The organism is Paenibacillus paeoniae (assembly GCF_003388735.1).
Classification (GTDB): domain Bacteria; phylum Bacillota; class Bacilli; order Paenibacillales; family Paenibacillaceae; genus Pristimantibacillus; species Pristimantibacillus paeoniae.
In genome coordinates, this window is sequence record NZ_QUBQ01000001.1 from 340,686 (window position 1) to 363,021 (window position 22,336).

General features: G+C 52.5%; 20 protein-coding genes. 19 read left to right on the forward strand and 1 reads right to left on the reverse strand.

Annotation, left to right across the window (positions count from 1 at the left end; genetic code table 11):
* Window positions 1–23 precede the first annotated feature (23 nt).
* From DX130_RS01585 to DX130_RS01630, 10 genes are all read left to right on the forward strand, one after another.
* Window positions 24–1,853, forward strand: coding sequence for a polysaccharide biosynthesis protein (locus tag DX130_RS01585; RefSeq protein ID WP_116042296.1), 1,830 nt, complete (start codon window positions 24–26; stop codon window positions 1,851–1,853).
* A 52-nt stretch (window positions 1,854–1,905) separates the two neighbouring features.
* On the forward strand, window positions 1,906–2,793 hold the full coding sequence (gene galU, locus DX130_RS01590; RefSeq protein ID WP_116045645.1) for a UTP--glucose-1-phosphate uridylyltransferase GalU: 888 nt from the start codon (window positions 1,906–1,908) through the stop codon (window positions 2,791–2,793).
* The gene (locus tag DX130_RS01595) at window positions 2,780–3,946 is read left to right on the forward strand and encodes a glycosyltransferase family 4 protein (RefSeq protein WP_116042298.1); all 1,167 of its coding nucleotides are present in this window, start codon (window positions 2,780–2,782) and stop codon (window positions 3,944–3,946) included. The genes galU and DX130_RS01595 overlap by 14 nt, the downstream gene beginning before the upstream one ends.
* On the forward strand, window positions 3,909–5,096 hold the full coding sequence (locus DX130_RS01600) for a glycosyltransferase family 2 protein (RefSeq protein WP_116042299.1): 1,188 nt from the start codon (window positions 3,909–3,911) through the stop codon (window positions 5,094–5,096). Before DX130_RS01595 ends, DX130_RS01600 begins: the two co-directional genes overlap by 38 nt.
* Complete coding sequence (locus tag DX130_RS01605) at window positions 4,987–6,114, forward strand: glycosyltransferase family 1 protein (RefSeq protein WP_116042301.1); 1,128 nt, start codon at window positions 4,987–4,989, stop codon at window positions 6,112–6,114. Before DX130_RS01600 ends, DX130_RS01605 begins: the two co-directional genes overlap by 110 nt.
* Before the next feature lie 19 nt (window positions 6,115–6,133).
* On the forward strand, window positions 6,134–7,036 hold the full coding sequence (locus DX130_RS01610) for a glycosyltransferase family 2 protein (protein ID WP_116042302.1): 903 nt from the start codon (window positions 6,134–6,136) through the stop codon (window positions 7,034–7,036).
* A gap of 34 nt (window positions 7,037–7,070) precedes the next feature.
* A complete protein-coding gene (locus DX130_RS01615) occupies window positions 7,071–8,144 on the forward strand; it encodes an EpsG family protein (protein WP_116042304.1) in 1,074 nt (357 codons plus the stop codon).
* A 168-nt stretch (window positions 8,145–8,312) separates the two neighbouring features.
* Window positions 8,313–9,053, forward strand: coding sequence for a glycosyltransferase family 32 protein (locus DX130_RS01620; RefSeq protein ID WP_116042305.1), 741 nt, complete (start codon window positions 8,313–8,315; stop codon window positions 9,051–9,053).
* A 36-nt stretch (window positions 9,054–9,089) separates the two neighbouring features.
* Window positions 9,090–9,695, forward strand: a complete 606-nt coding sequence (locus DX130_RS01625; RefSeq protein WP_116045647.1) for a sugar transferase — start codon at window positions 9,090–9,092, stop codon at window positions 9,693–9,695.
* Between the two features lie 53 nt (window positions 9,696–9,748).
* A complete protein-coding gene (locus DX130_RS01630; protein WP_240644457.1) occupies window positions 9,749–10,891 on the forward strand; it encodes a DegT/DnrJ/EryC1/StrS family aminotransferase in 1,143 nt (380 codons plus the stop codon).
* On the opposite strand, the gene DX130_RS01635 is transcribed toward DX130_RS01630, so the two are convergent.
* On the reverse strand, window positions 10,888–11,547 hold the full coding sequence (locus tag DX130_RS01635) for an acetyltransferase (protein ID WP_116045649.1): 660 nt from the start codon (window positions 11,545–11,547) through the stop codon (window positions 10,888–10,890). The two genes, DX130_RS01630 and DX130_RS01635, sit on opposite strands and share 4 nt — an antisense overlap.
* Window positions 11,548–11,750: 203 nt before the next feature.
* On the opposite strand from DX130_RS01635, the gene DX130_RS01640 reads away from it, so the two are divergent.
* Genes DX130_RS01640 through DX130_RS01680 form a run of 9 tightly spaced genes read left to right on the forward strand, consistent with a single transcriptional unit; the run spans window position 11,751 to window position 22,294 of the window.
* Window positions 11,751–12,950 carry a nucleotidyltransferase domain-containing protein gene (locus DX130_RS01640; RefSeq protein WP_116042309.1) on the forward strand — a complete coding sequence of 400 codons (1,200 nt, stop codon included), beginning with the start codon at window positions 11,751–11,753 and terminating at the stop codon, window positions 12,948–12,950.
* Between the two features lie 30 nt (window positions 12,951–12,980).
* Window positions 12,981–13,619 (forward strand): acyltransferase, encoded by a 639-nt coding sequence (locus tag DX130_RS01645; protein WP_240644094.1) that lies wholly within the window; start codon window positions 12,981–12,983, stop codon window positions 13,617–13,619.
* Window positions 13,616–14,884 carry a glycosyltransferase gene (locus tag DX130_RS01650; protein ID WP_116042310.1) on the forward strand — a complete coding sequence of 423 codons (1,269 nt, stop codon included), beginning with the start codon at window positions 13,616–13,618 and terminating at the stop codon, window positions 14,882–14,884. The genes DX130_RS01645 and DX130_RS01650 overlap by 4 nt, the downstream gene beginning before the upstream one ends.
* Entirely contained in the window at window positions 14,841–15,896 is a 1,056-nt protein-coding gene (locus tag DX130_RS01655; RefSeq protein WP_165861119.1) for a glycosyltransferase family 2 protein, read from the forward strand. Before DX130_RS01650 ends, DX130_RS01655 begins: the two co-directional genes overlap by 44 nt.
* A gap of 16 nt (window positions 15,897–15,912) precedes the next feature.
* On the forward strand, window positions 15,913–17,070 hold the full coding sequence (locus tag DX130_RS01660; protein ID WP_116042313.1) for a polysaccharide pyruvyl transferase family protein: 1,158 nt from the start codon (window positions 15,913–15,915) through the stop codon (window positions 17,068–17,070).
* Window positions 17,071–17,077: 7 nt separating this feature from the next.
* Window positions 17,078–18,274: a glycosyltransferase gene (locus DX130_RS01665; protein WP_116042315.1), complete on the forward strand. Its 1,197-nt coding sequence runs from the start codon at window positions 17,078–17,080 to the stop codon at window positions 18,272–18,274.
* Window positions 18,275–18,277: 3 nt separating this feature from the next.
* Window positions 18,278–19,492 (forward strand): glycosyltransferase, encoded by a 1,215-nt coding sequence (locus tag DX130_RS01670; RefSeq protein ID WP_116042316.1) that lies wholly within the window; start codon window positions 18,278–18,280, stop codon window positions 19,490–19,492.
* Window positions 19,467–20,735, forward strand: a complete 1,269-nt coding sequence (locus tag DX130_RS01675; protein WP_240644102.1) for a glycoside hydrolase family 88 protein — start codon at window positions 19,467–19,469, stop codon at window positions 20,733–20,735. Before DX130_RS01670 ends, DX130_RS01675 begins: the two co-directional genes overlap by 26 nt.
* On the forward strand, window positions 20,732–22,294 hold the full coding sequence (locus DX130_RS01680) for a lipopolysaccharide biosynthesis protein (protein ID WP_116045653.1): 1,563 nt from the start codon (window positions 20,732–20,734) through the stop codon (window positions 22,292–22,294). Before DX130_RS01675 ends, DX130_RS01680 begins: the two co-directional genes overlap by 4 nt.
* The last annotated feature ends 42 nt before the right edge of the window (window positions 22,295–22,336 follow it).

The window sequence follows — 22,336 nt, forward strand, 5'->3', positions numbered from 1 at the left end:
CACGTAGAAAGGATGAGCATGTCATGACCTATCGAAGCAGACTTTCGCTGCTCGTGTTGCTGGACTCGGGTATCGTCATTACGGCGTTGGCCGTCAGCCGCTGGCTATTGGAGCCCAATTCCGCCGCAGGCACCAGCTTCTATTTCCTGACGGGCGCCCTCCTCGTTTTGCATCATGTATCGTTCTTCTACTTCAAGCTCTATAAGAAAGCGTGGGAATACGCCAGCGTTGGCGAGCTAGTTATTATGGCCAAGGCAGTGGGTGTATCCTTCCTGCTGACCGCTATTGCACAGGCAGTGGCTTACGGCACACTTCAGTTGAAGTGGCTGGCGGTAGCCTGGATGATTCATATTCTGCTCATCGGCGGCTCTCGCCTGGGATGGAGAATGATTAGAGGCGGCTTCAACAAGCAAAACGGCAAACGCAAACGGACGCTAATTGTCGGCGCTGGCTCTGCGGGCACAATGCTGGCTCGGCAGCTGATGAACAATCCGGATACCGAGCTGCACCCCGTTGCCTTCGTTGATGATGATGCCAAGAAACAGATGCTCGATATTATGGGCCTTCCGGTGGCGGGCAACATAGGAGACATCGTCAGTGTAGCGAAGAAGCTGGAGATCGACTATATCGTACTGGCTATACCTTCTATGAATAAGAAGGAGCTCTATCACATTTATACGGAATGCGCGAAGACGAGCGCCAAGACGCAAATGATTCCGATGCTGGAGGATCTTGCGACGGGGCGAATTTCAGTCACGCAATTCCGCGATGTGCAGGTAGAGGATTTGCTGGGACGCGAGCAGGTCGAGCTGGATATCGAAAGCATCTCGGAATATGTAACGCAGAAGGTGGTACTCGTCACTGGCGCGGGCGGATCGATTGGCTCAGAGGTATGCCGCCAAATTTCGCGGTTTCTGCCGGAGAAGCTGGTGCTGCTCGGTCACGGGGAGAATAGCATCTATGCGATTGAGATGGAGCTGAAGGAGTCTTTCAAAGATACGAACATCAAGTTTTTTACCGAAATTGCGGATCTTCAGGATGCCGACAAGATGATGGCGGTTATGCTGGCCCATCGACCGCATGTCGTCTATCATGCAGCTGCCCATAAACATGTGCCGCTCATGGAGCGCAACCCAGAGGAAGCGTTCAAAAATAATGTGCTGGGCACATTGAATGCGGCGAAGGCCGCAAGCAAGAGTCGTGTCGAGACGTTCGTCATGATATCGACAGATAAAGCCGTGAATCCGACTAGCGTCATGGGCTCCACGAAGCGGGTCGCGGAGATGATTATTCAGCACATGGACCGGATCAGCCATACGAAGTTTGTAGCTGTACGGTTCGGCAACGTGCTGGGCAGCAGGGGAAGCGTCATCCCGCTATTTAAGAAGCAGATTACAAAAGGCGGTCCCGTTACGGTGACGCATCCTGATATGGTGCGCTATTTCATGACGATTCCAGAAGCGTCGCGACTGGTCATCCAGGCGGGGGCGCTGGCGAAGGGCGGCGAGGTCTTCGTGCTTGATATGGGCGAGCCGGTCAATATTACACAGTTGGCTAAAAACGTCATTCGCATGTCGGGCTATACGGTCGAAGAGATCGGTATCGAATATACCGGCATCCGGCCGGGAGAGAAGTTGTTCGAGGAGATGCTGAAGGACGATGAGGTGATGGAGCAGCAGGTGTATCCCAAAATTTACATCGGCAAAGCTTCCGCTATTTTATATGAAGAAATCGAGGGGCTTATTGCCGACTTCCCTGCCATGAATCAGATAGAGCTGAGGGCAAGGCTGCTAGAGATGGCCAATCATGCTATGGCTGATGTCAAGCAGAAGCTGGCGACGGTATCCGGGTAAGGAAGGAACGTGTGTGCGGTCCATTATTAAGGTAAAGAAGCGGGGAATAGCGATGAAAGTAAGAAAAGCAATTATACCGGCCGCAGGTCTGGGCACCAGATTTCTCCCGGCGACTAAAGCAATGCCGAAGGAAATGCTTCCGATCGTCGACAAGCCGACGATCCAATATATCGTGGAAGAAGCGATAGAGTCCGGCATTGAAGACATTATTATCGTGACGGGCAGGGGCAAAAGATCGATTGAGGATCACTTCGACAATTCCATGGAGCTTGAGCATATCTTGACCGCCAAGAGTAAATTCGAGCTTCTGCAAGAAGTACGCAAGTCCTCCGATATGGTGGACATTCACTATATTCGCCAAAAAGAACCGAGAGGTCTCGGCCACGCCATCTGGTGCGCCCGCAAGTTTATCGGCGACGAGCCGTTCGCTGTCTTGCTCGGCGATGACATTATTTCCGCGGAGAAGCCATGCTTGAAGCAAATGATTGAAAAATACGAGCAATACGGCTCGTCCGTAATCGGCGTTCAGCGGGTCCCAGAGGAGGCGGTATCGCGGTACGGCATTGTTGATGGCATGGTGATGGAGCCTTCCTTCCACCGTATCAACCATCTTGTCGAGAAGCCGTCGCGTGAAGAGGCGCCTTCCGATATGGCGATTATGGGCAGATACATTCTGACGCCGGAAATTTTCGATATATTGGGCGCCCAGGAACCAGGCTCTGGAGGAGAAATTCAACTGACGGACGCGATTGAGACGCTTAATCGTTCAAGAGCGGTATTCGCTTATGAATTTGAAGGCAAACGTTATGATGTCGGCGAGAAGATGGGCTTCATCCAGACGACGATCGAATTTGCTCTGCAAAGAGACGATCTGCGCTATGACTTGCTCGACTATTTGACACGTACGCTGAAGCGGGAAACGGCTAATTATGAGTCCTAAAATCTTGTTCTGCGCCACGGTGGACTATCACTTTAAGGCTTTTCATCTGCCGGTCATGGAATGGTTCCGCAAGATGGGCTGGGAAGTTCATATCGCGGCTCGCGGGGAGCTGGATATCCCGCATGTGGACCGCAAGTTCAATATACCGATTCATCGCTCGCCCATGAAAGCCGAAAATGTGAAGGCTTACCGGGAATTGAGGAGCATTATCGATTCGGAAGGCTACGCCATCATCCATGCTCATACGCCTGTTGGCGGTGCTTTAGCCAGAATCGCCGCACGGGGAGCGAGAAAGCGGGGAACCAAGGTCATTTATACGGCGCATGGCTTTCACTTTCACAAGGGTTCTCCGTTGTCGAGCTGGCTTCTGTATTATCCAGTCGAGAAGCTGCTGGCGTCTATGACAGACAGCCTCATTACGATTAATCATGAAGATTACATGCGGGCAATTGAAAGCCGCTTCCGCGCGGGGCGCATTCATCATATTCACGGCGTTGGGGTCCATACGGGGCGATTCGCTCCGCTTCTGCCGGAAGAGAAGCGAGCGATGAGAGACCGCTTCAATTATACGCCCCATCATTTTCTGATGATCTACGCCGCTGAGTTCAACGCGAACAAAAACCATGAGCTGCTCTTGCGAGCTATGTCGAAGCTTAAGGACAATGTGCCCAGCGCGAGGCTGCTGCTGGCCGGTGAGGGACCTATGCTGGACGAATGCCGTGCGCTCGCTGTTCAGCTAGGGATAGCGCCTCAGGTTGATTTTCTTGGTTATCGGAACGATCTGAACCAACTGCTTCCGATGTGTGATGTGGCCGTTGCCTCCAGTCTTCGGGAAGGGCTGCCCGTCAACATTATGGAAGCGATGGCATGCGGTTTGCCTGTCGTCGCCACACGCAATCGCGGTCATGGGGAATTGGTGCAGGAAGGCAAAAGCGGTTTTATTGTGGGGCCGGATGAGCCGGATGAATTCGCAAGCCGCCTGCTTCTGCTGTTCCGCTTCCGCGATACCCGCATTCACATGGGCGAGTATGGATTGGCGCGCGTGAAGCAATATTCGCTCGACCGTGTGCTGGAGGAGCTGAAGGAGCTCTACAAGCCAATGATGGAGGCTAGGGATGAAGCCCATTATCAGTATCATCGTTCCTATATATAACATGGAGGTCTACCTCCCCCGATGTCTGAACAGCCTTCTTGCGCAGAGCTACCCGCTCTTTGAGATTATCGCCGTCAACGACGGATCAACAGACGGCAGTCTTGCTGTGCTGAAGAGCTACGCCGCTGCCGATTCGCGCATCCGGATTATCGATTCCGCTAACGGGGGCGTCGCTGCCGCCCGCAATCTGGGACTGTCGTCTTGTCGCGGCCAATACATCGGCTTTGTTGATCCGGATGATTGGGTAGAGAGCGAGATGTACGGCGAGATGCATGCCGCTGCGCTGGAGCATGATGCAGATATCGTCATGTGCGGCTATACAAGGGAATTTGGTACGCATGCCAATCCCAAGCCGTTCCCGTTGCCTGATCTTACGGTGCTTCGGGGCGACGAGCTGCAGTCGGGCATGACCCGCAGGCTGATCGGCCCGCTTGGAGCGGAGACGGCTTCGCCGGAGCATCTGGATGCGTGGGGGACGGTATGGTCGAAGCTGTACCGGGCGGAGCTGCTGACGAAGGGGGATATCGCCTTCCAGCATTTGACAGTCATTGGCAGCAATGAGGATACGCTGTTCAATGTGACGGTGTTCCGCAAGGCCAGCTCCTTCCTGTTCTTGAATCGGCCTTACTACCACTATTGGCGGGCGAACGAGCAATCGATTACAACCCGTCACAAGCCGGAGCTGCAGCAGCGATTCCTCGTTCAATACGAGCAGCTGGAAGCCGCAATCGGCGACAGCTCCAATACCGCTGATTATCGGAAAGCGCTGAGCAACCGAGTTGCACTGAATGTGATGGGACTGGGCTTGAACATCATTAGCCCGTCCAACCCGGCATCCTTGATAGGAAAGCTGGATCAGATCAAAGCGCTGTTGTCACAGCCGAGGATGAAAGCGGCGTTGTCCGAATTCGATACATCAGCTTCTTCGCTCGTATGGAAGCTATTCTTCACTGCGGCGAGGCTGCGGCTGAGCATGCCCTTGTACATCATGCTGAACGGAATAGAGTGGCTGCGATCGAAAAAGAAAAGGAGGAATGTCAATGAAGCCGATTCGCATTCTGCAGGTCGTGACCATCATGAACCGGGGCGGATTGGAAACGATGCTCATGAACTATTACCGGCAAATGAGCAAAAACGGCATTCAATTTGATTTCCTCGTACACCGGTCGGAGGAAGGCCATTACGACAAGGAAATCGTCTCGCTAGGGGGCAGAATCTACCGCATGCCGGCGATCAGGCCGGGCAATTACCGCCGTTACTTCAAGCAGCTGGACGCTTTTTTTGCAGAACGGAAGGAATACAAGGTCGTGCATGCCCATATGAACGAAAACAGCGGATTTGCGATTCGAGCCGCCAAAAAAGCAGGGGTGCCATGCCGAATCATTCACAGCCATCTAAGCGATTTGGCGCTGGACTACAAGTACCCGTTCCGTCTCTATGCGAGAGCGGCGATCAAGGGCAATCCGAGCCACTACTTCGCTTGTTCGACCCGAGCCGGCGAATGGCTCTACGGCAAGAAGCCTGCCAGTGAAAGAGCGGTAACGGTACTGAACAATGCCGTCAATACAGAGGAGTTCCGCTTCGACAAGGAAACGAGAGCAGAGGTCAGGACCGAGCTGAATGCGGGAGACTCCCTTGTCATCGGGCATATCGGGCGATTCAACGAACAGAAGAATCATAAGTTTCTGCTCGATATATTCGAATCGCTGCATCGGCGCAGGGGGGACGCGCTGCTGGTGCTTGCGGGAGACGGATACTTGCGTCCCGCGATCGAGAAGGAGGCCGAGAGAAGGGGCTTGTCGCAATCGATTCGCTTCCTGGGCGTACGCGAGGATGTCGCAAGGCTGCTGCAAGGAATGGACCTCTTCCTGTTCCCTTCCTTATTCGAAGGGCTGCCGGTTGTCCTGGTAGAGGCGCAAGCCGCAGGACTTACCTGCATCGTATCCGACCGTATTACGAAGGAGACGGATGTGACGAAGCGGGTATCATTCCTCTCGCTGGACCAGTCGCCCGACGAGTGGAGCAGTGCCATTCTGAGCGCTTCCTATGAGCATGCCGATACAAGAGCCATACTCCGGGAGAACGGATACGACGCAGTGGCTATGGCGAAATGGCTGGGTACATTTTACCGGCAGCAGCTTGAGAGCGCTGCGGCATCATCGCAATAAGAAGGAGCGGACTTTACGGATGGAACCTTCCATTACTGTATTTACACCCACGTTCAATCGGGCTTATACGCTGCATCTGTGTTACGAGAGTCTGTTGCGCCAGACTAACAAGAATTTTACATGGCTCATCATCGATGACGGGTCTACCGACGGCACATCGGAGCTGGTAGAGGGTTGGAGGCGAGAAGCGGATTTTTCGATCCAATATATATACCAGGAGAATCAAGGGATGCATGGCGCTCACAATACGGCGTATGAGCATATCCGGACGGAGCTGAACGTCTGCATCGATTCGGACGACTATATGACCGATCATGCCATCGAGGCCATTCTGACGTATTGGAAGCGGCATGGGAGCGAGCGTTACGCCGGTATTGCAGCGCTTGACGCTTCGCCCGACGGAACGGTGATCGGCACCAGGCTCCCGACTGGGCTTCAGAGCGCTACCCAATCCGAGCTGTATGCCAAGCATGGGGTGAAGGGCGATAAGAAGCTGGTGTACCGAACGGAGCTGACGAGGAGCAGTCCGCCGTATCCGGTGTTTGAAGGCGAGAAGTATTGTCCCCTCTCCTACAAATATATTTTGATCGACCAGCAGCAGCCGCTTCTCTTAATGAATGAGGTGGTCTGTATCGTCGAATACCGGACGGACGGCTCCAGCATGAACATTTTGAAGCAATATTTGCGCAATCCGCGCGGGTTTTCTTTTTTTCGCAAAACGGCCATGCAATATGCGTTGACGTACAAGGACCGATTCAGGGAAGCGGTGCATTATGTATCGAGCAATCTCATTCTGCGCAACAGGCGGTTTCTAGCCGAATCGCCGCGTCGATGGACGACGCTGCTGGCCGTGCCGCTGGGCGTAGCGTTGTACGTCTATCTGAATCGAACGAAACGAAGCACCGTTATGAAGAACGGATAACATCACGGCGCGAGACCTGGAGGGAGCAAAGCTAATGGAAATGATATGGTTCACGCTGGCGGCTGTGTTCTTATGCGCGTTTATGGGCAGGTTTCTATCTCTGAACACCGGGAGAATGCCCCTGACTATACGGCCGAATAGAGGATATATCGTTCTAGCTGCGCTTTGCTTGATTCTGGTGGCGGGCTTGCGCAACAACATAGGCGACACCTATCTCTATATGCACGGCTATCAAGTAACCGATTTTACGTGGGAGTCCGTGTTGCAATCGGAGGATATCGGCTTCAATCTGTTTCAATTGCTGCTGAAGCAACTGACGCCCGATCCGCAATTGATGATTTTTTTGACGGCGATGGTTACGAATTTGTTAATCGTCATCGTCTTCTATCGCTACTCCAGACTGGTAGAGTTCAGCTTGTATGCCTACATTACCACTGGGGCGTTCATCGTATCGATGAACGGCATTCGCCAATACTTGGCGGCGGCTATCGTATTCGCTGCAATCAAGTCGTTGCTGGATGGGAAGTGGAAGGTGTACTTCCCGGTCGTGCTGTTCGCTTCTTTTTTCCATCAGAGCGCATTAATTATGCTTCCGATTTATTTTTTGGTACGAAGAAAAGCCTGGACGGTGACGACCAGTTTGCTGCTTGCGGTAGCTATTCTGATCGTCGTCGGTTTCAACTACTTCTCTACCATGCTCTTCACGGTAATCGAGAATACCAAATATTCGGAGTATGAGAACTTCCAGGAGGGCGGGGCGAACTTCATCCGAGTGATCATTTACGCCATTCCGCTCATTATCGCTTATTTGGGAAGAGATAAGCTGAAGGCGATTTTTCCGCAAAGCGACGTGATCGTCAATCTGTCTCTGGTAGGAGCGGTCATTATGCTGATCTCGACCCAAAACTGGATATTCGCCCGGCTCGGCATTTATTTCACCTTGTATCAGCTCATTCTGATGGGGTGGATGATCAAGCTGTTCCGGGAGAAGGACCAGCGGTTTGTCTACCTGATGTTTGTCTGCTTCTACTTGCTCTATTTCTTCTATGAAAATGTCATTATTCTCGATATTCGCTATACCAGCGACTACATTAAGTGGCCATTCTAATGAGGCCTATGCTTTCGAAGTAGTTTTGCTTCGCAAAACTAAGCCTATGCTTTCGAAGTAGTTTTGCTTCGCAAAACTAAGCCTATGCTTTCGAAGTAGTTTTGCTTCGCAAATCTAAGCCTATGCTTTCGAAGTAGTTTTGCTTCGCAAAACTTTTAGGAGGAACCTATGGAAAAATCGGAACGCATCCCGCGCATTATCCATTATTGCTGGTTCGGACGCGGGGAGAAATCGAAAAAAATTAAAAAGTGCATGAAAAGCTGGGAAAAGCATCTGAGCGGGTACCGCTTCATGGAATGGAACGAGGACAGCTTTGATATCAGTCAAAGCCGCTACGCGAAGGAAGCCTATGACGCCCGTAAATTCGCTTTCGTCAGCGATTACGTCAGGCTGCATGCGCTCCATCAGTACGGCGGCATCTATCTGGATACCGATGTGGAGGTGGTGAGGCCGCTTGATGATTTGCTCCACCATGACGCCTTTTCGGGATTCGAAGACGAAACCTATCTGCAGTCTGGCACCATGGGAGCGACGGCTGGTCATCCGTGGATTAAGGCATTGCTGAGTGAATATGCGGGGAGGACGTTTCTGCTGCCGGACGGCACCTACGACATGCTGACGAATACGGCTGTCATCTCCGAGCATTGCAAGAGGGATGGGCTGAAGCTGAACGGCCAGCATCAAGTATTGGACAATGGGGTTGTGTTCTATCCCAGAACCTGCTTCAGTCCATACGATTATATTAACGGAGGCAGCTATTTGACGGGTGACAGCTATACGATTCACCACTTTGCCCAGTCCTGGCTGCCGGCTCATGTCCGGTTGAAAAGCGGGATTAAACGGATCGCGGGGAGAGTGGTAGGTCCCAAAGTCATTTCCAAGATGCGAAAGTGGCTCGTCCAGTCCTAGATTGATTCATAGAGAAAGAGGAGAAACCATACGATGATGAAACGAAGTTTTGATTGTATCGTCGCCTCCATCCTGCTCCTGCTGCTTTCGCCAATCCTGGTCATTGTTGCCATATTGGTCGGCACAAGGCTGGGCAGACCGATTCTATTCCGGCAGACAAGGCCGGGGAAGCACGGAAATCCGTTCCAGCTGTACAAATTCCGCACGATGACGGATGGGATGGATGCGGAAGGGGAGCTGCTGTCGGATCATTTGCGGCTGACACCGTTTGGTCAGAGGCTGCGCAAGTGGAGCCTGGATGAGCTGCCTCAACTGCTGAATGTCGTGAGGGGAGAGCTGAGCCTGGTCGGTCCGCGTCCGCTCTTGATGGAGTATTTGCCCCTCTATACGAAGGAACAGGCGAAGCGGCATTTTGTCAGGCCGGGCATAACGGGATGGGCGCAGGTGAATGGCCGTAACGCTGTGACCTGGGAAGAGAGGTTCATGAAGGATATTTGGTATGTAGAGAACAGAAGCTTCTGGCTGGATATGAAAATATTGCTGTTAACGGTAAAACGGGTGGTTAAGTCTGACGGCATTAGCAACGGCAACCATGCCACCATGCCGCTCTTTGAAGGAAACGCAAGCAATCAGAAAGGATGAGATGCCCTTTGTCCGCATCTGCTAATGCCAAAATTTATTTATCGCCGCCCCATATGAGCGGCCGGGAGCAAGCGTATATCGGGGAGGCGTTCTTGGACAATTGGATCGCGCCGCTCGGCCCCCATATTAATGCATTCGAGAGTGAATTGTCTGCTTATATCGGCTCGGGAGGAGCGACGGCAGTCAGCTCCGGAACGGCGGCGATCCATCTGGCGCTGCGCCTCCTCGGCGTAGGAGAGGGCGACAGCGTATGCTGCCCAAGCTTTACGTTCATTGCAAGCGCCAATCCGATTTTGTATCTGGGCGCGGAGCCCATCTTCATCGATTCAGAACCGGAATCATGGAACATGTCGCCTGCTGCGTTGGAGAAGGCGCTGGCCCATGCATCACGATGCGGCAAGCTTCCCAAGGCTGTTATTGTCGTCCATCTCTATGGGGCAATGGCTGATATGGAGGCTATTATGGGCATTTGCGAAAGCTATGGCGTGCCTATCGTCGAGGATGCGGCGGAGTCGCTAGGTTCTACTTATCAAGGCCGTCAAAGCGGGACGTTCGGTCGATTCGGTATTTTTTCCTTCAATGGCAATAAGATCATTACGACATCGGGCGGAGGTATGCTCGTATCAGACGACATTCTTGCCTTGGAGAAAGCACGGTTTCTGGCTACTCAGGCAAGGGACGAGGCGCCGCATTATCAGCATAGTCAGATGGGTTACAATTACCGGATGAGCAACGTGCTTGCGGGAATAGGCAGGGCGCAGCTTGACGTGATTAACGATCGTGTCGAGGCAAGAAGGAGCATCTTCCATATCTACGAGGAAGCGTTGAAGCATTGGGGAGAGATTCAATTTATGCCGGAGCTGCCGGGAACAAGATCCAACCGCTGGCTGACCGCATTGACGATCGACAGTCCCCATGCGGAATATATGATTCAGCAGCTTCTGGCTGCTATGATCAGAGCCAATATAGAAGTACGTCCCTTGTGGAAGCCGCTGCATATGCAGCCGCTGTTCGAAGGGAATGCGTTTTATAGCCATTCTGCGACAGGCAGAGCCGTCTGCGAAGATTTGTTTCATCGAGGGCTGTGCCTGCCTTCCGGATCTAGCTTAAGTCTGGAGGATCAAGGAAGAGTCATTGATGTGGTGGAAGACGTCATGCATCAATTGACAGGTTTGACAGCAAGGGCGGTCAATTAAAGGTAACGGTCGCCCGAAGCTCTTGAACGGATGATGCGAGCAGGCGTACCATAAGCTACCGTATGTGCGGGTACATCCGATACGACCGTCGCGCCTGCTCCGATGACACAATGGTCGCCGACGGTGCGGCCGTGGATGAGGACGGCTCCGATGGCAATAGCGGTATAATCGCCAATGGTCACATTGCCGCCAGTGGCGCATCGCGGCGCAAAGCTGACAAAGCTTCCAATGCGGGAATCATGATCAACCGATGTATTGGGATAAAGAATGTCATGTTCGCCTATAATCGCGTCGCTGTTCACGACAGCGCCCGCCATAATGACCGAGCCTGCGCCGATGCGGGCTCCTCTTGCTATTTGGGCAGAGGGATGGATAGCGGTTGCGAATGCCAGCTCCGGAAATCGACGCTTCAGGCTGTGGACGACTAGACCGCGCGTCCAGTTGTCGCCAATGGCTACGATAGCGCCGTCGATCGTATCGGCATGCGACTCCAGCCAATCTTCGCTGCCTAACACCGTGCAGCCGTATACCTGCTCCCCGATGGAGAGACGCTGATCCAGCAGGCCGGCAATCTCGTAGACGCCTTCTTTTTCCACCGTATCCACAACCGTCTTCGCATGACCGCCTGCCCCAAATATAATAATGCGCTTCGACATAAGGATTCCTCCGAACTTCATCATTGAAAAGGATAGACTACCTCTTATTCTAGCATATTGCCGGATTATCATAAAAATTGGAGGATATGGCATGCAAGAATTGACAGAATGGAAGACGGATGATAATCTGTACATGTGTTCGTTTTATAGAACAAAATTTTATTTTTGTTCGTTATTTGCGAATGAGTGTGAAGGGGAGACTTATGAAAAACGACTATAGCGGAGAATTCTCCCAGGAGCTGAAATTACTGCTGGCGCTGCTGGAGATGGAGGAAGGGTCGTCGCTGACATTCGAGCACTGGGAGCTGATGCAGGATGCCGATTGGCATGAGTTCATTGCGCTGGCCAGACATCATCGGGTGTTCCCGACGATTAATCGCAAGCTTCAAGAGTTAAGGCCGATTCGAGTCCCGGCGTTCGTCATGAGCATGTTCCAGCGGGATTATTATCGGAATACGATTCAAATGCTGGCGCTAAGCGGAGAGATGGAGCTGCTGGCAAGCCAATTTTTACATAAGGAGATTCGGGCGCTCTTCCTGAAGGGGCCGGTCATCGCTGCTGATCTCTATGGCGATGTGTCGCTGCGTACCTCTTGCGATCTCGACATATTGGTGCCGATGGACCGTCTTGAGGCGACGGAAGCACACTTGCTCTCTCTCGGTTATGTGAAGGATGAATATATTACGAGCGTGCTGAACGACTGGAAGTGGCGTCATCATCATATCACCTTCATGCATCCCCAGAAGGGAATCAAGGTCGAAGTGCATTGGCGTCTTAACCCGTCTCCGTCGAAGGAGCCTGATTTTGAGGATCTTTGGAGCAGAAGAAGGCAAAGCTCGCTAATCAGCAGGCCCATCTATTATTTGGGACGTGAGGATTTATTCTTGTTCCTGGTCTCTCACGGTGCCCGGCATGGCTGGTCGAGACTGCGCTGGCTGCTCGATATCAAGCAGCTCATGAATCAAAAGCTCGATTGGTCGAAGCTCATTGTGCTGCTTCGCAAGCATCAGCTTCTGCATGTTGGAGGGATGGCCGTTTGTTTGGCAGCGAAGCTGCTGGCGGCGCCTCTAAGGGAGGAGATGCGACCGATTCTGGCGTCACGCAAAGCGGAGTGGTTGGCGGAGGATACGTTGTTCTATGTCCAGAGAATGGTGAATCTCCATAGTCCGCCTGTGCCAAAAGATATCGAACGTTATCATAGACAATACTTGCTGGCGCTCATGACGACTAGACAGAAACTGCTGTTTTTCGCCAGCATTTTGCATCCGCTGGCAGAAGACGTCAAGACGCTGCCCCTGCCGGCCAAGCTGCATTTTTTATATTTTCCGCTGCGTCCCATTCTATGGGCTTCCAGGAAAATACGGGACCGTTCCTCCGGGAAGAAGCGGGAAGCAAGCGCCTAAGCGGAGGGCGCGCTTGAAGGGAGCATATCCATGGGAACATTGGTCAAAGCATTGCAAATGATAGGAAGCCAGTACCGGTCCAGAGGCTTGAGCAGCTTCCTGGCTATGAACAGGCTGCAGTTTTTTGCATGGCTGAGAGCGCTGGTCGTGAAGCTGTTCAGCTTTGGCAAAATTAAAAGCTCCATCTTCTTCATGCAAGCCAACAGTACAATCGAGCTGCTCGGCAAGCGCTCTCGGATGCGAATCGGCAAATATGCATTCATTCGGAAAAATGCCAGCATCCGCATCGACCACGAAGGCGAGCTGGAGCTGGGCGACTACGCGTTCATTAACGACAATTGCAATATTAATTGCGTCAATCACGTATCCATTGGCGCTTATACGAAGATTGCTCCCAATGTATGCATTAATGATCACGATCATAATTACAGGCAAGCCGGAGATGATCATTTGCTAATTGGTCAGGTCACCATTGGCGAGCATGTATGGATCGGCTCCAATGTCGTCATTTTGCGGGACACCACGATTGGGGATCATGCCGTTATAGCGGCTGGAAGCGTTGTGAAGGGTCATGTGCCGGCACATACTTTATTTGCGAATAAACGGGAGAAGCGAATGATTCCGATCGATCCTGAATCGGCTTCGTCACCCGTCAAGGAGTCCGTATGAAGAAGCAAATCCTGATCTCAGTGTATGACATGGAAATCGGAGGCATTGAGCGGAGCCTCATTAATATGCTGGAGCACTTCGATTATGAGCGATACGAGGTAGATATCCTCGTCTTCTCTCATCAAGGCGATCTCTTGGGGCAATTGCCGCGATCCGTCCGGCTGCTTCTGGAGGACGGACGCTACACGGTGTTCCGCAAGTCGATGAAGCAATGCTTGAAGGAGGGGCGATTCGGAAGCGTGGCCGTACGTCTGCTGGTGAAGCTGATTGCAGATGCGAAGGCCAGACGCCGGAAGCTGTCGGAGGGCTCGGGCTATATCCAGCTTCAGCTGGTGTCCAAATATTTGTCATTTATGCTGCCTGCGATCAGCAAGCGGTACGATGCGGTAATTAGCTACGCCTGGCCCCATGATTTTATGGCGAAGCGCGTAAAGGCAGGCAAGAAGCTGGCCTGGATTCATACCGATTATACCCAGCTCCAGATTGACCATGAGATGGATGAAGCGATGTGGGCCAAGTATGACGGCATCGCATCGATATCGGAAGCGTGTACGGCAGCTTTTATTAGCCGCTATCCCAGGTTGTCCGCCAACATGTTTATGGTCGAGAATATCACCTCCCCCGACTATATACGCGATAAGGCGCTCGAAGGTCGAGCGGAGGGGATGGAGTGCGACTGCTTCAACCTCGTATCCGTAGGCCGGCTTTCCTATGTGAAGGGCTTCGATATGGCGATTGACGCTATGCGCTTGCTCCACCGCAAGGGCATTCATCGGGTGAAGTGGCATATCGTCGGCTTTGGCGGCACCGAAGCGGAGCTGCGGGCGAAAATTGCGGAGTATGGGCTGGAGCAACAGGTTATTTTGCACGGAAAGAAGCAAAATCCTTATCCCTATATGGCAGCCTGCGATCTCTATGTACAGCCTTCCCGATATGAAGGCAAGGCGGTGACGGTGACGGAGGCGCAAATTGTAGGCAAGCCCGTCCTTATTACCAATTACCCGACCTCGGGGAGCCAGGTGCGGGACGGTGTGGACGGAATCATCTGTGAGGCGAATGCGGAGTCCCTTGCGGAATCGATCGAGCGGCTGTATCGCGACATTCCGTTAAGAGAGAGCTTAATAGCGGCGGTCAAAGGAATGAATTACGGAAATGCCGGCGAGCTTGCCAAGCTGTATGGCTGGATCGAAGGCGTTCCGGCAGGGCGGGAGGAGGAGAAGGATGAATACAAGCAGCCTATCAGTAGCGCGGCGGCCCAAGGTTAGCGTCATTATTCCGGTCTATAATACGGAAGCTTATCTGTCCTCTTGCATCGATTCGCTTCTGGCCCAATCGCTTGCAGACTGTGAGTTTATATTTATCAATGACGGCTCCTGTGACGGAAGCGCCGACATATTGGAGCGCTATCGGGGACAGGATCAGCGTATCAGCGTCATTCATCAGGTCAATAGCGGGGTAAGCGTAGCGCGCAACGCTGGGCTGGCCGCAGCAAGGGGAGAGTTCGTCGGATTTGTGGATGGGGATGATTGGGCGGCTCCCGAGCTATTCGCTACGTTGTATGCCGCTGCAGCAGACTGTGATGTTGTCTTTTCCGGCTATATCGGATCGGCGGGCGACAGGCAGAGAATTCATCATGATCCGTTCATGACTGGCGTTCGAATGGATCAAGCGTATTTGCGGGAGTGGGTATTGCCTGTATTCGTAGAATCGGACAGCTGCAACTCCGTATGCAATAAGCTGTACCGAAAGGAAATGATCGACGTCAACGGCTTGTCGTTCTCTCAGTCTCTCGCACTGGGCGAGGACGGTCTGTTCAACATGCGTTTTCTCTGCTACGCCAGAGGAGGCATCTGCCTGAATTATGCCGGCTATTACTACCGGGAGAGGGAGGGCAGCGCCACGAGGCAAGCGGAGGCAGTCGATTATTTCGCCCGTACGCTGGAGGTGTATCAATCCCCATTGCCTGACGATGTGACGGCTTTACTTGAGGAGGAGAAGCTGGAGCCGCTCAAGCTGAACAAATTCGTCAGGTCGGCGATTTCCATTATCCATGTTTATTACTCCGCGTCGACTCCGATTAGCTTTGGTCAAAAATACCGCTACGTTCACGCGCTGCTGGGGCAATGGCTGCTGCGCGAGGCGTTGGAGCGCTACAAGCAGTTGAACGAAGAGAAGATAGGGAGATATGAGCGGTTCTTGATCCGGCTCATGCAGCTCCGGTCACCGCTTGGCTTATATTGCATTACCGCATATAGCAATGCCCGAAATAAAGGATAAAGGAAGGTATTCCATCATGAAGATTATGATGTACGGCCATGGGGGCAGCATGAATCGCGGCTGCGAAGCGATCGTTCGCTCTTCGGCTTCGATTATTAAAGAAGGCATCGGCGGAGCGCAGGTGTATCTGCTGTCCGACAACCCGCATACCGATCAAACCATTACAAAGCTGGACGATGTGTACGACGGCTCGCCGTCTCCGCTGCGCAAGTACACCTACGACTGGCTGGTCTCATCAGTTAGAAACAAACTGTTCCAGGATGAATCCTATGCGCTGGGGAAAATTCACGACAATATCATAAAGCACATCGACGGGATGGATGTCTGCCTCTCGATCGGAGGAGACAATTATTGCTACGGCGAGCAGCCAGGCTGGTATGAGGTGAACCGCAGGGTGAAGCGCCAAGGGAAGAAGCTTGTCCTGTGGGGCTGCTCCATTGGCGAGGAAGATATGTCGCCGGCGAAGCTTCAGGATCTTGGCGGCTATGATCTGATTCTAGCTCGCGAGACGCTGACGTACGAGATGCTGAAGTCGAAAGGGCTGACGAATGTCAGACTGGTTGCGGATCCGGCATTTACGATGGAGAAGGAAGAGCTTGCGCTGCCGGAGGGCTGGCAGGAAGGCAATACGGTCGGCCTTAATTTCAGTCCGCTCGTTTGGAAGAGAAATCAGCAGTCCAAAGAGGCCGTTCATGAGTTGATCCGGCATATGCTGGATTCCACCGATATGACGATCGCCTTAACGCCTCATGTGATGCAGGAGGGCAACAATGACTACGAAGTGCTGCAATCGTATTACGAGGAATACAAGGATACGAGAAGAGTGTTGCTGCTGCCGGATCATCTGAATGCGATTCAGTATAAGGGATACATTGCGAGAATGCGGTTTTTTATCGGGGCGCGGACCCATGCGACCATTGCGGCGTATTCCAACGCTGTACCGACACTGGTGCTGGGTTATAGCGTTAAGTCGAAAGGCATCTCAAAGGACCTGTTCGGCGAGGAAAAGCTGGTGCTTGGCATACAAGATATCTCAAGCGGCGCCAAGCTGAAAGGGGCGTTCGATGAGATGGTGAGGGATGAGGCAGCACTAAGAGCTGCGCTGCATCAGTCTGTGCCGCGACTTCAAGGGCTGTCGCATCGGGCTGTTCAATATTTGGCCGAATTGGCGTGAGGTGACTATGAAGAAGAAGCTGCTGTTTGTGATGCCCAGTCTAGCCGCGGGGGGCGGGGAGAAGAGTCTTGTCACCATGCTCTCGCATATCGATTTTGACCGTTACGAGGTTGATCTGTTCCTGTTCAACCGGGAAGGGATCTTTCTGGATGCGCTGCCGAAGGAAGTAAGGCTGCTGGATTCGCAGTCCTTGTTTGACGCGTTTACGCTTCCGCTTCTCCAGTCGGTGAGGACGTTGTGGTCATCCGGTCATTTCCGATTGGCGTATAGCCGTCTCCGCTATACCCTGCGGAACAAATACCGCAGCGGAAGCTCCGTTACCGAGCAGCATAGCTGGAAGTATATGGCCCGTGCACTGGATACGCTGGAGCAGCAATACGATGTGGCCATCGGATTTCTGGAGAAGTCTTCTACCTATTTCTGCGTCGATAAGGTGAGAGCGGACAAACGGATCGGCTGGATTCATATCGATTACGACAAGCTGGAGATGGACCCCAAGTTCGATAAGCCGTACTTCGGGAAGCTGGATCATATTGTTACCGTGTCTGAGGAATGCGAGGACATATTGAAGCGCCGCTTCCCAGAGTATGATCGCAAGATCAGCACGATCTACAATATCGTGTCCCCGACCATAATTAACCGATTGGGCGAGCAGCAAGCCGGCGATGTATATGGACGGCGGAAGGGTGAGACCATTCTGCTCACAATCGGGAGGCTTCATGTGCAGAAGGGCTTGCCCCTAGCAGTAGAAGCTTGCGCCAAGCTCGTGGCGAACGGATATAACATCCGTTGGTTTATTATCGGGGAAGGGGAGGAGCGGGAAGCGCTGCAGGAGCTGATTCGGAGACACGGCTTGGAGGAGCGATTCATCCTGCTCGGTCTGAGAGCCAATCCGTATCCTTATACGCGGCAATGCGATATTTACGTGCAGCCATCCCGGTTCGAAGGCAAGTCCATTGCCATTGATGAAGCAAAAATTATGCATAAGCCAATCGTCGTGACGAATTTCTCGACGGCGAAGGATCAGATTCGGGATGGGGCGAACGGAATCATCGCTTCCATGGACTCCGAAAGCATCGCAACGGCAATTGCCCGGCTGGTCGACGAGCCGGAGCTTGCGGGACATCTTGCGAAGGAGCTGTCGAAGGAGAAGCTTGGAACGGAAGAAGAGATTCATAAGCTCTATAAGCTGGTAGGAGGCTGATTCATGAAGCCGAAATTGCTGTTCGTTATGAATCACTTGGATTGCGGCGGCGCGGAGAAAGCGCTTGTCTCGCTCTTGCAAGTGATCGACTATGACCGGTTCGAGGTTGACCTGCTCCTCTTCAAGCGCGAAGGCATGTTCCTGAAGCATGTTCCGAAGAGGGTGAAGCTTCTGCAGCCGCCCGCAGACTATCATTATTACGATATGCCGATCGGCTCCGCTATTGCGAAATGCGTTCGAAGAGGCGCTTTCCGTTCCCTGTTGCCCCGTTTGTATTTGGGACTGGTTATGCGTACGGAAGGTAATGCGGCACGAAGAGAGCAACTGGCGTGGCGACATATTGTACGAACGTTCAAGCGGCTGGACGGCCACTACGACGCTGCGATTGGCTTTCTGGAGAAGACGCCGATCTATTATGTCATCGACAAGGTGAAGGCCCGGCGCAAAATCGGCTGGATTCATACCAATTATGAGAATATGGGCATGGATCGGCGACTGGATGAGCCGTATTTCAACCGGCTGGATCATATTGTGACCGTGTCGGAGGAATGCGGCTCCTCCGTTAAGGATGCATTCGAGGAGTTTAAGACCAAGGTCAAGGTCATCCATAACGTCGTGTCTCCTGCGATCATTCGCAGGCTGGCCCAAGACGAGCTACCTGCCGAGCGGGGCAGTGCCGTACGTTTGCTGACCATTGCCCGATTGCATCCTGTGAAGGGAATTGATCTTGCTATCGAAGCGGCCAGACTGCTCCGGGATATGGGTATAGAGATAGACTGGACGGTACTTGGGGAGGGCAGCAGGGAAGAGCGCGAAGCGCTGACATCGCTGATTGAGCGCTATGAGCTTCAGGGGCATATACGGCTGATAGGGGCTGTCGATAATCCTTACCCTTATCTGAAGCTGGCTGACATTGTCGTCCAGCCGTCACGATATGAAGGGAAGTCGATTGCCATCGACGAGGCGAAAATTATGGGCAAGCCGATCGTGGCGACTGCTTTCACGACAGTGGCCGATCAGATTGAGCATGGTCAGAACGGCCTTGTGGTAGAGATGCAGCCTCATGCGATCGCCGCTGGAATTAAGCGGTTAATCGAGCATCCGGAGTTGCGTGAAGCTTTTGCCGTAAGACTGGCTGAAGAAGCATTGGGAACGGAACAAGAGGTACGCAAGCTGTATGAGCTCGTACACGATGGAGAATGGTTGGAGGCGAATTGAACATATGGAGCTCCTATCGGCAGGTTGGATTGTTGCATTGATTCTAATGATTAGTATAGCGGTCTTGTCGCTGCATGATCTGGTCCCGCTGTTGAACACTTGGTTCAAACGTATTCATATAGGTAGACAGGATCAGCACGCACTCTGGCATGCAGCTATTGTAGACAGAGGGGCGAAATGGTTGAACCGTACGCCCGTCGCCAAAGTAACCGATCAGACAAGACTGACAGTTATTGAGCGGATGCAGGGCCGATATTCGGCTTCAGCACTGCAGGATTGGCAGCGGGCCTCGTTGCTGCTGGGGCTTTCGGAGCTGCCCGAGGAAAGCGGAGTGAAACGCAGCATCGAGCACTTTCTGTCCGCTACCTTTACTGACAAGGGCGACTGGAAGCATACGCCACGCCATGTTGATTCTGCGATCCTGGCCTATGCTGTTATGAAAATTCCAGGCGTTCAGGCGGGGCGGTATCGCCCGGCGCTTGACGCCATCAGACGGCTTATTGAAGATCATGTGGGAGAAGACGGGACGGTCCGCTATCGGCATGCGATGCGTGACTATCGATACGTCGATACGATCGGATTTATTTGTCCGTTCCTCATTGCCTATGGAATGAAGTTCGGGGATACGTCTAGCCTGGAGCTGGCGATGAAGCAAGTGCGGGCATTTGCGAAGCATGGCTTCCACGAAGGGCTCGGCATCCCAGCACATGCCTACGATATCGGGAATCATGCGCCCCTCGGGCTGATTGGTTGGGGACGCGGGCTTGGCTGGTTTGCCATTGGACTGATTGATATGTGGAGCGAATTGCCAAGCAATCATGTCTATAAACGTGAGCTGAGACATGTCGTAAAGGCATTCGCAGAAGCGGTTATAAAGCTGCAGCAGCCGGGGGGAAGCTGGAATTGGACCGTCACACGGAAGGAAAGCCGCCCGGACTCCTCGGCCACCGTTACGCTGGCCTGGTTTCTTATCTTGGCTTCCGAGGTGGAGGGATTGTCTGCGCCTGCCATGAAGGCTGTGGAGAAGGCTATGGATTATTTGCGGAGTGTAACGCGAAGAGACGGTGCCGTAGAATTTTCTCAAGGCGATACGAAGGATATCGGAGTATATTCCACGTTGTTCGGCATCTTGCCGTTCACGCAGGGCTTTGCGATTCGGCTCGGTCAGCGATACGGGCAGTCGATAGATAGAGGGTCGGAGCTACGCACGGCTGAAGGGCAGCGTGAGTGGAGCAAGCCATGAGAGTAAAGAGCAGCTTCTTGAACATCTCGGCAGGCCTGGTGAATCAGCTTATTATTACAATCCTTAGTTTCGTGTCGAGAACGGTATTTATTAACAGCCTCGGCATCGAATATTTGGGCGTAAATGCGCTGTTTACAAGCGTACTGGCCATGCTTTCCCTGGCGGAAGCGGGCATCGGCTCCAGCATTATTTATAACTTGTACAAACCGGTGGCGGAGCGAAACAGGCTTAAGGTGCTGGCGCTTATGAAGCTCTACCGCAATACGTACCGGGTCATTGCCATTATTGTGCTGCTGCTGGGGCTTAGCGTGATGCCTTTTCTGGACATTATCGTGCAGGATGCCGATGTCAAGCATCTGGAATGGGTGTATTTGATCTTCCTGTTGAATACAGCTGTGCCTTATCTATTCGTATACAAGCATTCCTATCTCAATGTGAATCAGAAAAACTATATTGTCACGATCGTATTTTCGATATCCGCCATTATTTCGACGAGTATACGCATTGCTATTTTGTTCTACACGGAAAATTATTTGCTGTATCTGGCAGTGGACAGCATCATCACCATAGCGACGTCGATCATTCTGGCGCGTATCGTGGACAAAAAATATCCGTTCCTCCGCTTCGGCAAAGCTGATATTCTGGACCCGGAGACGAGAGCGAACTTCATGAAAAACATGAAGGCAATATTCATTCAAAATGTAGGCAATTACTTTATTTTCGGCATCGAAAGCATTCTGATCTCGACCTTTGTCAGCATTATAGCGGTCGGCATCTATGCCAACTATAAAATGCTGATCGACATAAGCCGTACCTTTCTCAATCAGGTGTTCGCCGGGATGAACCACAGCGTAGGCAATATGGTAGCCGTCGAATCCGCCGCCAAAATTTTCGATGTCTATAAAGTGATGCTGCTGCTAAGCTTCTGGCTGTATTCACTGTTGTCGATTGGCATGTATTTGCTCATTCAGCCGCTAATTCTGTTATGGCTCGGGCCGGACTTCGGCATGAGCGAGCTTATCCTGGCTTTGCTCGTCCTCATGTTCTATGAACGTGGCATGCGCAATACGATTACCTCGGTAAAGACGACGGCGGGGATTTTCCATGAGGACCGCTTTGCGCCGCTAGTTCAGGCTGTCATCAACCTAGGGCTGTCCCTATGGCTCGTACAGCAAATCGGGCTGGTTGGGGTATTCGTAGGCGGATTGCTCAGCGCTCTTCTTGTGCCCTTCTGGACAACGCCATATTTGGTATACAAAAAAGTATTTAAGCGCTCCGTCTTTCATTATTACTGGACCTATCTGCTGTATACGTTGCTGGGCACGGGCGCTCTTGGAGCCTCGTACGCTATAAGCAGTCTGCTTCCCGCACATTCCCTGCTGGCCCTTATCGCCAATGGCGTGATCGTACTCGTGGTGGTCAATCTGATCTATGTACTAGTGTTCTTCAAAACGAAAGAGTTCGCTTATCTGGCCCGCATCGCGGCGTCGTTTGCATCCAAGCTTAATCCTTTCAAGCGCCTTGTTCCTTCACGATTGCTGCGTACGGAAGAGAAATAAAGGCCATTCGTTATGGGGGCTCCCGGCGAATGACCTTTTTTG

Excerpts from the sequence above, each read along its gene's own strand:
- DX130_RS01665 (WP_116042315.1), top strand. The coding sequence starts at position 17,078 with ATGAAGAAGAAGCTGCTGTTTGTGATGCCCAGTCTAGCCGCGGGGGGC.
- DX130_RS01615 (WP_116042304.1), top strand. The coding sequence starts at position 7,071 with ATGGAAATGATATGGTTCACGCTGGCGGCTGTGTTCTTATGCGCGTTT.
- DX130_RS01610 (WP_116042302.1), top strand. The coding sequence starts at position 6,134 with ATGGAACCTTCCATTACTGTATTTACACCCACGTTCAATCGGGCTTAT.
- DX130_RS01660 (WP_116042313.1), top strand. The coding sequence starts at position 15,913 with ATGAAGATTATGATGTACGGCCATGGGGGCAGCATGAATCGCGGCTGC.
- DX130_RS01655 (WP_165861119.1), top strand. The coding sequence starts at position 14,841 with ATGAATACAAGCAGCCTATCAGTAGCGCGGCGGCCCAAGGTTAGCGTC.
- DX130_RS01670 (WP_116042316.1), top strand. The coding sequence starts at position 18,278 with ATGAAGCCGAAATTGCTGTTCGTTATGAATCACTTGGATTGCGGCGGC.
- DX130_RS01635 (WP_116045649.1), bottom strand. The coding sequence starts at position 11,547 with ATGTCGAAGCGCATTATTATATTTGGGGCAGGCGGTCATGCGAAGACG.
- DX130_RS01650 (WP_116042310.1), top strand. The coding sequence starts at position 13,616 with ATGAAGAAGCAAATCCTGATCTCAGTGTATGACATGGAAATCGGAGGC.
- galU (WP_116045645.1), top strand. The coding sequence starts at position 1,906 with ATGAAAGTAAGAAAAGCAATTATACCGGCCGCAGGTCTGGGCACCAGA.
- DX130_RS01625 (WP_116045647.1), top strand. The coding sequence starts at position 9,090 with ATGAAACGAAGTTTTGATTGTATCGTCGCCTCCATCCTGCTCCTGCTG.
- DX130_RS01680 (WP_116045653.1), top strand. The coding sequence starts at position 20,732 with ATGAGAGTAAAGAGCAGCTTCTTGAACATCTCGGCAGGCCTGGTGAAT.
- DX130_RS01675 (WP_240644102.1), top strand. The coding sequence starts at position 19,467 with ATGGAGAATGGTTGGAGGCGAATTGAACATATGGAGCTCCTATCGGCA.
- DX130_RS01600 (WP_116042299.1), top strand. The coding sequence starts at position 3,909 with ATGAAGCCCATTATCAGTATCATCGTTCCTATATATAACATGGAGGTC.
- DX130_RS01620 (WP_116042305.1), top strand. The coding sequence starts at position 8,313 with ATGGAAAAATCGGAACGCATCCCGCGCATTATCCATTATTGCTGGTTC.
- DX130_RS01640 (WP_116042309.1), top strand. The coding sequence starts at position 11,751 with ATGAAAAACGACTATAGCGGAGAATTCTCCCAGGAGCTGAAATTACTG.
- DX130_RS01645 (WP_240644094.1), top strand. The coding sequence starts at position 12,981 with ATGGGAACATTGGTCAAAGCATTGCAAATGATAGGAAGCCAGTACCGG.
- DX130_RS01605 (WP_116042301.1), top strand. The coding sequence starts at position 4,987 with ATGAAGCCGATTCGCATTCTGCAGGTCGTGACCATCATGAACCGGGGC.
- DX130_RS01585 (WP_116042296.1), top strand. The coding sequence starts at position 24 with ATGACCTATCGAAGCAGACTTTCGCTGCTCGTGTTGCTGGACTCGGGT.
- DX130_RS01630 (WP_240644457.1), top strand. The coding sequence starts at position 9,749 with ATGAGCGGCCGGGAGCAAGCGTATATCGGGGAGGCGTTCTTGGACAAT.